Source organism: Kitasatospora sp. NPDC097691, assembly GCF_040302665.1.
In the GTDB taxonomy this organism is placed as follows: domain Bacteria; phylum Actinomycetota; class Actinomycetes; order Streptomycetales; family Streptomycetaceae; genus Kitasatospora.
The window spans coordinates 1-8,258 of sequence record NZ_JBEORY010000109.1 but is presented as its reverse complement, the minus strand read 5'-3'; the positions used below and the strand labels follow the sequence as shown (position 1 = coordinate 8,258).

The window sequence follows — 8,258 nt, the reverse complement described above, 5'->3', positions numbered from 1 at the left end:
TCGGACCGCCTTCCAGCGGACCCTCCGGGCTTCGTTCTTTCGTGTTTCCAGCTTACCAGATGTTTTCCGCTCCGTTTCCGGGGCTTCGTTCATCCGACTAGCTGGTGTCTTCCGGGGCTTGACGCCCTGTCCGACGTTCCAAACTCTAGCCGATCCGTACTCCGAAAAGCGAATCGGCCGCAATCCGATAAAACGACACACCAAATACATGCCAAGTCGCGACGCGGAAATGCGAACGCAACCCAGCCCGAACCTGGGAAGTGGTGTTTCAGAGGATTGGCCGCCCCGGGACCGTCCGCGCTGACGCGTGTCCGGTGCTCCCTGCCGAGCGACTAGAGAACACTACTCCTCCTTCGCGCTCAGGCCAAACGCCCCTGCCAGGCCCCATCCCGAACCCCACCCCGCGCCCTGTCCCGAGGCGGCCGGATCCGCGCTCGGCATCCCGCCGACGCCCGCAGACGGCCCCCGGCACCCCGCCGGAGCGCCGGCCGCTCGCGCCTCAACGCGGCGTTCATCGTTTGTCTATCGCCTCCCGCCAGGATCGTCACCGCAGGGTGCCCGACACGATGGCGGGCACCCCCGTTCGAGAGAGGTAGCGGGGACATGAAGGCGACGAAGACACTGCAGCGGCTGGCGATCGGGGCGGCGACCAGCGGGCTGGCGCTGGCCGGGGTGCTGGTGGGAGCAGGAAACGCGACCGCGGCGATCGGCGACTACCAATCGGTGCAGATGCCGGAGCCGGGGGTCCTCTACAAGGGCAACCAGCTCGGCGCCGGCGACACCCGGCTGGTCATGCAGGACGACGGGAACCTCGTCATGTACGTCACCGACCCTTCCGGCGCGGTCACGGCCCCGTGGTCCAGCCACACCGTCGGCTGTGGCGACAGGACGATCATGCAGGGCGACGGGAACCTCGTCGTCTACGACCGGTCCAGCAGGCGCTGCTGGGCCAACGACGTGTACAAGACCGGGCCCGGCACGGCCTCCCTCGAAGTGCACAGCGGCGGCGGGCTCCACATCAACATGGGCGCCGGCAGCACCAACTACTACATGAACCAGCTCACCCTGCGGCTGGGCTCCTCGGACCCGTACTAAAGGTCCTCACCCCCGTTCGGCGAGCCACCTCACCAGGTCGGCCACCGACCACCACGGCCGGGCCGCGAGCCGTGTCGCCGCCGTCCGCAGCAGGACGGGCAGGTGGCCGCAGAGGCCGGCCAGCTCCACCGCTGCGACCGGCTCCCGGCTGATCCGCTCCACGCCCACGATCCGCGCCAGCAGCTCGTGGGCGTCGTGCGGTTCCAGCGGTCCGACCGCCAGTCGGACCGCCTCGGCGGGCAGCACCTCGGGGTCCGCCCCCGTCACCACGGCCGCGCACCCCGGTACGGCGGGCAGCAACGGTGTGGGGTCGGCCGCACCGTCGAGCACCACCAGCACCCGCCGCCCGGCGAGCGCCGCCCGGTACTGCGCGGTCAGCTCGCCGACCGCGGCACAGCCTGCGGGCCGCTCCCCCAGGGCCCGCAGGAAGGCCGCGAGGATCGTGCCGGGGTCTCCCCCGCCCGCGTACAACTGCCCGTCCGGGAAGGCGCCCTGGACGGCGTGCGCGACGTGCACGGCCAGCGCCGACGTCCCGCAGCCCGCCGGGCCCGACAGCGCCACCACCGGCGAACCGCCGGCCGCCCGGAGGACCTCCTGGGCCTGCCGCACCAGCCCGGCCCGGCCGACCAGATCGGGGATGTCCGGCGGGAGCTGGCCGGGCCTCGGCAGCCGCCGCAGCGACATCGGGGCCTCCCCGCGCCGGATCCGCTCGGCCAGCTCGACCACCACTGGCGCCGGTTCGAGCCCCAGCTCCCGGTCCAACCGCTCCCGCAACGCCTCGTGCACGGCCAGCGCCTCCGCCGTGCGGCCGCAGCGGTGCAGCGCCAGCAGGCGCAGCCGGTGCACCTCCTCGTCCTGCGGGTGCGCGGCCGCCAGCCCGGCCAGCGGCTCCACCACGTCGGCGTGCCGCCCGAGGGCCACGTCCAGGTCGAACAACGTCTTCACCAGGGCGAAGCGGCCGGCCGCCAGCCGTTCCCGCGTCCGCTCGGCGAACGCCCCGGGCACGCCGTCCAACGCGCGGTCGCCCTCCCACGTCGCGAGCGCCGCCACCAGCAACTCCCGCGCCCGAGCCGGATCCTCGTGACGCAGCGCAACGGCCTCCGTCGTCGCGCCCTCGAAGCGGAAGAGGTCCACCGCCTCCCGCGGCACCGCCAGCCGATACCCGCCCGCAGCCGCCACCAGCAGTTCGGGAGCGCCGAACGCCCGCCGCAACCGGTGCGCATGGGTGCCGATCTGCCCCACCGGATCCTTCGGCCAGCAGGTGTCGTCCTCACCCCACAGGCCCTCCACCAGCCGGTCCGTCGGCACCAGCTGCCCGGGGGCGAGCAACAACGCGGCCAGCACGGCCCGCTGCTGCGGCCGGCCGAGGTCCACCTCGCGGCCGTCGCACGTGGCACGCAACGGCCCCAGCACGCGGAAATCGAGCCGCACAGCCCACCCCTCGAAGCTCGGAATCCGGTGCACAATCTGTGACAGAGCATAGGCCGCCGGGGTATGGGGGCGCCGCTGTCCGGACGGAAGTGGCGGAATCACGGCGCAGGGACGACTCTCGGGACGGGACATGGACGACATGGGGGGATCCGGACTGCGGTTCGGACTGCTGGGGCCGCTCCGGGCCTGGTACGGGGATCAGGAACTCGACCTGGGCAGACCGCAGCAGCGGGCCGTGCTCGCCGTCCTGCTGGCCGCCGCCGGGCGGACCGTGGCGGTCCCGGTCCTGGTCGAGGGGGTGTGGGGCGGGGTGGCCGAGCCCGCCGACCCCCGCAAGGCCGTCCAGCTCGCCGTCTCCCGGCTGCGCAGCGCGTTCCGGCCGTACAGCGGCGACGCCCCGGACCGGCTGCCCCTCGTCAGGGTCGGCGACGGCTATGCGCTGCGGGTACCCGCGGCCGAGGTGGACGCGGCCGCCTGGGAGGAGCTGCTGGCCGAGGCCGAACGGCTGCGGGCGGCGGACGCACCGCCGCAGGAGGTCCGCGACGTACTGCGGCGCGCCCAACGACTGTGGGTCGGCGAGCCGCTCGCCGGACTGCCCGGGCCGCACGCCGCCGCCGTCCGGGCCCGGCTCGCCGAGCAACGGATCTCGGCCAAGGAGACCCGCCTGGAGCTGGACGCCGAACTCGGCGACCGCACCGACCTCACGGCGGAGGCCGAGGCACTCGCCCTGGAGCACCCCGGGCGCCCCCGACTCACCGCCGTCCTGATGCGCGCCCTCTACCAGTCGGGCCGCAGGGCCGAAGCCCTCGCCGTGTACGAGGACGCCCGCCCATCACTACCGCCGGACGCACCGGGCCCGGCCGAGGTCCAGCTGCGCATCCTGCGCGAGGACGCCACCCTGCTGCCCGCCGGGGCCGCCTCCGAACCCGCCACCGACACCTGGCAGGCGCCCAACCAGCTGCCCTGCGACCTGCCCGACTTCACCGGACGCGTCGAGGAGGCGGAGACCCTCGCGGACCAGCTCTCCGCGGCCGGCGGACGCGCCGTCGTGGTCTCCGCCCTGGACGGCATGGGCGGCGTCGGCAAGACCACGCTCGCCGTGCACGTCGCCCGGAACGTCCGCGCGCAGTTCCCCGACGGGCAGCTCTTCGCCGACCTGCGCGGCGAGGACCGCACCCCGCCCGACCCCGGAAAGGTCCTCGCCGGATTCCTGCGCGTCCTGGGCGTCGACCCCGCGGACGTCCCGCCGGACACCGGCGAACGCAGCGCGCTCTACCGCTCGGCGCTGGCCGGGCGACGCGTCCTGGTCGTCCTCGACAACGTCGCCGAATCCGGCCACGTCGAACCGCTGCTGCCCGGCTCGGCCGGCTGCGCCGTCCTCGTCACCAGCCGCCACCGGCTGGCCGGCCTCGCCGGGGCACACCAGTTGCGCCTGGACACCCTGTCGGCGGAGCAGGCCCTGGAACTGCTCACCCGCATCGTCGGCGCCGAACGCGTCGCCGCCGAACCCGCGGCCGCCGAGGAGGTCGTCCGGGCCTGCGGGCTGCTCCCGCTCGCCGTCCGCATCGCCGCCTCCCGGCTCGCCACCGACCCCGCGCTCACCCTCGCGGCGCTCGCCGAAGGCCTGCGCCACGAACACCGGCTGAGCCAACTCAGCGACGGCGAACGAACCGTGGAAGCCACCTTCGCGCTGTCCTACCACCGTCTGACGCCCGAACTCGCCCGCGCCTTCCGCCTGCTGTCGCTGCCCGACGCCCCCGACCTCCCACTGCCCTGCGCTGCCGCCCTGCTCGGCCGCGGCGAGGACGAGGCCGACCGGCTCCTCGAAGAACTCGTCGACCTGAACCTGCTGCACTCCTCCCGGTTCGGCCGCTACGGCTTCCACGACCTCGTCCGCGCCTACGCCCGCGGCCGGCTCGCCGCCGAGGAGAGCGCCGCCGAACGCACCGCCGCCACCGACCGGCTGCTCGACTTCTGCCTCGCCACCGCCCGCAACGCCGACCTCGCCGCCCGCAAGGCCGAGCCCGCCGAACTCAGCCTGCTCGGCGCACCCGTGGCCGCTCCCGGCCGGCCCATCGCCGACGGCCCGGAAGCCGTGCAGTGGATGCGCGACCAGGCCGAGGTGCACGCCGCCGTCATCGCGCTCGGCTGCGCCGACCCGGCCCTGCCGCTCGACCGGGCCGCCGAACTCGCCGACCGGATGGGTGCCGTGCTCCCGGAACGCACCCAGACCACCGTCATCGTCGACCTCGCCGAAACCATCGCCCTGCGGGCGGCCGCCCGGAGCGAGCACGGGCCGCTCGCGCTCGCCCGCTACCTGCGCGGCAGCATGCTCTGGCACATCAACCGCTACGCCGAGTCCGAGGAGGAGATCCGCCGGGCCGTCGCCCTGTCGGACGGGGACGAGCGGACCGAACGCGTGCTCGCCAAGGCGCTGGTCACCCTCGGCAGCAACGCCCGGACGCACGGCCGCTACGCGGAGGCCGCCGAACACGCCGGCCGCGCCGCCGACCTGTTCCACCGCCTCGGCGCCCAGCGCGCCGAGGGCAGCGCGCTCGGCGAGTTCGCGTTCAGCGCCGCCCAGACCGGCCGCCTCGACGAAGCCAGGGACGCCGCCGAGCGCAGCGCCCGGCTGATGAGCGCCTCCGGGCCGGTCTCCGCCGCGATCGGCCGCTACTACCTCGCCCGGGTGCTGCGGCTGTGCGGCGACCCGGAGGCGGCACTCGACCACGCCGTCGGTGCCCGCGAGGAGTTCACCGCCCTCCAGGTCACCGTCTTCGCGGCCGCGGCCGGCGACCTCGCCGCCCGCATCCACGCCGAGGCCGGCCGCTGGCTGCTCGCCGTCGACTCCGCCGAAGCCGTCCTGCCGCTCGCCCGCCGCACCAGCGCCGCGCTGGAGGCCGGCCTGCTCCGCACCCTCGGCACCGCGCTCACCGGCCTCGGCCGCCCGCGCCAGGCCCGGGCCTGCCTGGCGGACTCCCTGGAGGTCTACGAGCGACTGGGACTGACGGAGGAGGCCGCGCAGGTCAGCGGGCTGCTGACGCAGTAGACGCGGCATCAACGCCGGTTCGTGCTACGCGCGTTGACCGGCCGTCTACCGCAATCCAGGAACGTCTTCCTCGTCAGGCCCCGGGCCACCGCGATGCGGCCCGGGGCGACACCACAGACGAGAGGCGCAACCCATGCCCACCCTCCCGCAGCACGGCCAGACCCTCACCCTGAGGTCCGCCAACGGAACCGTCGCCGACGTCCGTTCCAGCCAGACCGCCGCCGGCACCGCCGTCCAGTCCTGGGGACCCAACGGCACCGCCGCGCAGGGCTGGACCTTCTGGGCCAAGGAGAACGGCAGCTTCCTCCTGGAGACCCAGCTGACCACCGGGCGGCACGTCGGCGGCCAGGCCATGGTCATGGACTACAACTACTCCATCGGCCAGGCCTGGCTGTTCAACGAGCACAACCAGCCCAACCAGCACTGGTGCTTCGAGCCCATCGACAACGACTGGGTCCGCATCCGCACCACCCGCGCCGACGAGGGCGCCCTGTTCCTCACCGCCGCCGCCCCCGGCTCCCCGCTCACCCTGGGCAAGCAGGACGACGGCAACCCGGCGCAGCACTGGCAGCTCGTCCCGGCCGGTGCGGGCGGCGTGGGCGGCGGCAGCCAGCAGCAGCCCCAGCCCCAGCCGCAGCCCGGCGGTGGCGGCGGTGGCGGTGACTTCCGCACCGAGATGCTGAACGCCGTCAACGCCGAACGCGGCCGCGTCGGCGCCCCGGCGCTGCGCCTGGACGACCGCCTCAGCGCCGCCGCCCAGCGGCACGCCAACGACATGGCCTCGCACGACCTCACCCAGCACGACGGCACCGACGGCAGCTCCCCCTGGGACCGCATCCGCGACGCCGGCTTCGTCTCGCGCGCCTCCGCCGAGAACGTCACCCCCGGCAACAGCGTGCCGGAGGCCATGCAGATGTGGATGAACAGCCCGCACCACCGGGACAACATCCTCAACGCCGCCTACAACAGCATCGGCATCGGCTACGCGCCCCGCCAGCGCGGCAACTGGGGCCGCTACGTGCAGACCTTCGGCCAGGCCTGAGCCCCCGCCCCCTTCCCGAACCTTTCAGCAGCAAGGAGTCCAACACCCATGTCCTCGAACGCGGCGGACCTGATCCGCGTCGCCCGAGACGAGGTCGGCTACCACGAGGGGCGCAGCGGCGGACACTGGAACAACGTCCAGAAGTTCTCGCCCGCCGTCTCCGGCCTGGAGTGGTCCCAGGGCGAGGCCTGGTGCGCCACCTTCGTCGCCTGGTGCGCCCAGGAGTCCGGCAACTCCGGCCTCTTCCCGGTGAGCGCCTCCTGCGCGGAGGGCGTCGCCTGGTTCAAGGAGCGCGGCCGCTTCACCGATTACCCGGTGATCGGCGGCCAGGTCTTCTTCGGGCCCGGCGGCGGCAGCCACACCGGCATCTGCATCGGCTACACCAGCTCCACCATCACCACCGTCGAGGGGAACACCAACGACGGCGGCAGCTCCGAGGGCGACGGCGTCTACATGAAGACCCGCGAACGCCGCTCGGACTGGGTCCACGGCTACGGCATCCCGGACTTCGCCGGCGGCGTCGTCCTCGCCGACCCCGGGTGGAAGGACCGGCCCGGGGCGATCTACTTCGGGCAGGAGGCCTCCGCGGACGACAGTCCGACCGGCGGCGTCCCGGCCGGCGGCACCGCCCCGGTTGCCGACGTCGGCGGCGGCGACGAGCCCTTCCCCGGCGCCGACTTCTTCCACGACGGCCAGAACAGCGAGGTCATCACGCGGATGGGCGAGCGCCTCGCCGCCGAGGGCTGCTCCGCCTACGCCGAGGGCCCCGGCCCCGAGTGGTCCGACGCCGACCGTGAGTCCTTCCGCAACTGGCAGCACAAGCTCGGCGACTCCGGCGACGACGCCGACGGCATCCCCGGGCCCCGGCAGTGGGCCGCCCTCCGGGTCCCGCGCGGCTGACGCCGGGACCGCCCACCGAACCGGACCACCGTCCACCTCACCAGAAGGAGAACACCCGTGAACACCACCACCCGTACCCGCAGAGTCCTCGCCTCGCTCGGCGCCGTCGCGGCCGTCGCGGGGGCGGTCGTGGCCGGCGCGCCGGCCGCGCAGGCCGCACCGACGGCCGGCTGCGAGCTCTCACCCGCCCTGCACAGCCCCGACAAGGTCTACAACGGCGCCACCGGCGTCCTCGACCTGCCGGGCAACAACGAGGCCAACGGCACGCGGATCGGCGTCTACTCGGCCAACGACTGGTCCGACGCCCAGCGTTGGATGGTCTGGGGCTACTGCGACGGCACCACCGCCATCTCGCACGGCGGCTCGGGCAAGGCCGTCGACCTCGACACGGGCTCGGGAGCCGTCCGGCTCTGGGACACCCCGGGCGGCTGGGACGGGCTCAACCGTCCGTTCGAGTACGGGATGCCGGACAGCCAGAAGTGGCGGCTGACCGACGAGAACCAGGGCTGGTACCTGATCCGTAGCGCGGTCAACGGGCAGTGCCTCAAGGGCAACGGGACGGCGCAGTACACCTCGATGGTGTCCTGCGACCGCAACGACCCGGCGCAGCGCTGGATGCTCTGACCCACCGGGGGCCCGGGTCCGATGTTCTCGCTGACCAGGACGATCTCGCGGACGCCCTGCCCGGCCAGCCACTGGGCCTCGTGCAGCACGTCGGAGGGGCGGCGGGAGATGAACGAG

Annotated in this window: 6 protein-coding genes; 5 read left to right on the top strand and 1 reads right to left on the bottom strand. The window is 74.0% G+C overall.

Features of this window, described 5'->3' with window-relative positions; all coding sequences use genetic code 11:
* The first annotated feature begins 603 nt into the window (after nucleotides 1–603).
* Nucleotides 604–1,095, top strand: a complete 492-nt coding sequence (locus ABTY56_RS38265; RefSeq protein WP_350634313.1) for a hypothetical protein — start codon at nucleotides 604–606, stop codon at nucleotides 1,093–1,095.
* Nucleotides 1,096–1,101: 6 nt separating this feature from the next.
* On the opposite strand, the gene ABTY56_RS38260 is transcribed toward ABTY56_RS38265, so the two are convergent.
* Nucleotides 1,102–2,526 carry an AfsR/SARP family transcriptional regulator gene (locus tag ABTY56_RS38260; protein WP_350634312.1) on the bottom strand — a complete coding sequence of 475 codons (1,425 nt, stop codon included), beginning with the start codon at nucleotides 2,524–2,526 and terminating at the stop codon, nucleotides 1,102–1,104.
* Between the two features lie 130 nt (nucleotides 2,527–2,656).
* Here ABTY56_RS38260 and ABTY56_RS38255 point away from each other — a divergent pair, with 130 nt between their 5' ends.
* From ABTY56_RS38255 to ABTY56_RS38240, 4 genes are all read left to right on the top strand, one after another.
* On the top strand, nucleotides 2,657–5,575 hold the full coding sequence (locus ABTY56_RS38255) for an AfsR/SARP family transcriptional regulator (protein WP_350634311.1): 2,919 nt from the start codon (nucleotides 2,657–2,659) through the stop codon (nucleotides 5,573–5,575).
* Nucleotides 5,576–5,708: 133 nt separating this feature from the next.
* On the top strand, nucleotides 5,709–6,617 hold the full coding sequence (locus ABTY56_RS38250; RefSeq protein WP_350634310.1) for a CAP domain-containing protein: 909 nt from the start codon (nucleotides 5,709–5,711) through the stop codon (nucleotides 6,615–6,617).
* A 48-nt stretch (nucleotides 6,618–6,665) separates the two neighbouring features.
* Nucleotides 6,666–7,517 carry a peptidoglycan-binding protein gene (locus ABTY56_RS38245; protein ID WP_350634309.1) on the top strand — a complete coding sequence of 284 codons (852 nt, stop codon included), beginning with the start codon at nucleotides 6,666–6,668 and terminating at the stop codon, nucleotides 7,515–7,517.
* A 57-nt stretch (nucleotides 7,518–7,574) separates the two neighbouring features.
* On the top strand, nucleotides 7,575–8,141 hold the full coding sequence (locus ABTY56_RS38240; protein ID WP_350634308.1) for an RICIN domain-containing protein: 567 nt from the start codon (nucleotides 7,575–7,577) through the stop codon (nucleotides 8,139–8,141).
* Nucleotides 8,142–8,258: the final 117 nt, after the last annotated feature.

Excerpts from the sequence above, each read along its gene's own strand:
- ABTY56_RS38265 (WP_350634313.1), top strand. The coding sequence starts at position 604 with ATGAAGGCGACGAAGACACTGCAGCGGCTGGCGATCGGGGCGGCGACC.
- ABTY56_RS38255 (WP_350634311.1), top strand. The coding sequence starts at position 2,657 with ATGGACGACATGGGGGGATCCGGACTGCGGTTCGGACTGCTGGGGCCG.
- ABTY56_RS38250 (WP_350634310.1), top strand. The coding sequence starts at position 5,709 with ATGCCCACCCTCCCGCAGCACGGCCAGACCCTCACCCTGAGGTCCGCC.
- ABTY56_RS38245 (WP_350634309.1), top strand. The coding sequence starts at position 6,666 with ATGTCCTCGAACGCGGCGGACCTGATCCGCGTCGCCCGAGACGAGGTC.